Genomic DNA, 1,404 nt, shown 5'->3' with positions numbered 1-1,404 from the left:
TGGGGCCGGTGGACTCTTCTATGTCTGTCAAGCCGGGGCGGGCTGGGCGTGGAGGGCTTCGAGCTTTCGGTAGATCTGGCGTGCGAGGTAGCGCTTGAGAGATCGTCGGATTTCTTTGGTGGTGCGTCCTTCAGCGCGTCGCTTCTCGACGTAGGCGCGGGTCTCGGGATCTCGTGCCATGCGGGTGATGGTGGCCATGTGGAATGCTCGATTGAGTCTGCGGTCGCCGCCGCGGTTGAGCCGGTGACGGGTGGTGTTTCCTGAGGAGGCCGGAATGGGGTTGACGCCGGCGAGTACGGCGAAGGCGGCTTCGCTACGCACTCGTCCGGGATGGGACCAAGCGGCGTAGGCGACTGCGGCGGTCACGGGCCCGATGCCGGTCGTGTTCAGCAGCGGCGCGGCCTTGCTCTGCTGGATCAGCGTCGTGAGTTGCGAGTGGTTGTCCGCGAGTTCGTCGTCGAGGGCACGGATCCGCTTGGCCAGTCGGACGGCTTCGGTCCGTGCGACCGAGACGGCGAGATGTTCGGTGCGGCTGCGCCAGGCAGCGACCTCGGTGATCTGGCTGCCGGTCAGCGGCTTGCGGGCATCGAGACCGAGATCGGCCGCGCGGAGCAATGCGGTCAGCGCGTTGATGCATGCGGTGCGCTCGGTGCCCATGTGCTCCCGCGCAGTGGTCAGAGTTCGTAGCGCGGCACGGATGCCGTCGTCAGCGCGGGGACAGCGCAACTGGTCGGTGCTGAGGGGCAGGACCGCGGCAGCGATGCGGTGCGCGTCGAGTGGGTCGGACTTCCCGACGTTGCGGTGAGCTTTCGCATCCATCCGGGCAGCCTCGGCCACCTGGTAGCCGGCATCGGCCACCACTCGAGCGAGCCGGGCACCGAAGGTGGCGACGCATTCGATGACCCACAATGTGGCCAGGTCTCCACCGGTGCGACGGGCCGCCCAACTGACGGCACGCTTCATGCTGGCCGGCGTCGTTGGGAACTCCTCGGCGGCGAGCAGTTCGCCGGTAGTCGCGGATAGAACCGCGTAGGTGTGGGTGCGGGCGTGGGTATCCACGCCGATGACGAACGGATGGGCTTGCGCGACGATAGCCATGGTGGCCGTGATTCCTTCCAGATCGGGATGATGAGCGGCCGCTACGGCCGGCGCAGGCCTGGATGGAAGTCACTTCGGGACAGCACTGTGATGAGTCACGGGCCCGTCGATGCGGCGGGAACGGACAGTCTTCTGATCAAGCCATCGGAGTGGGCCGGGTCAGCGCCGGCCACCCCGCCCCGGGCCGGACGAGTCCACCGAAACGCACCAAAGGGGCGAATAGTTGTAAGAGTCACGACCAGGGCGCGGAGCGACACGACGCTCACCCTGCCAGCCAGTCCCAGACCAGCCACCTGAAGACTCACA

The 1,404-nt window shown here is 67.0% G+C and carries 1 protein-coding gene; it reads right to left on the bottom strand.

The genetic code is table 11. The features are described from left to right. Positions 1 to 27 precede the first annotated feature (27 nt). Positions 28 to 1,098, bottom strand: coding sequence for an IS110 family RNA-guided transposase (locus CHB84_RS22155; RefSeq protein WP_089303575.1), 1,071 nt, complete (start codon positions 1,096 to 1,098; stop codon positions 28 to 30). Positions 1,099 to 1,404 lie beyond the last annotated feature (306 nt).

This window comes from Haloechinothrix alba (assembly GCF_900188115.1).
Classification (GTDB): domain Bacteria; phylum Actinomycetota; class Actinomycetes; order Mycobacteriales; family Pseudonocardiaceae; genus Haloechinothrix; species Haloechinothrix alba.
The sequence above is the reverse complement of the archived record's forward strand: the minus strand, read 5'-3'. Positions and strand labels throughout refer to the sequence as shown.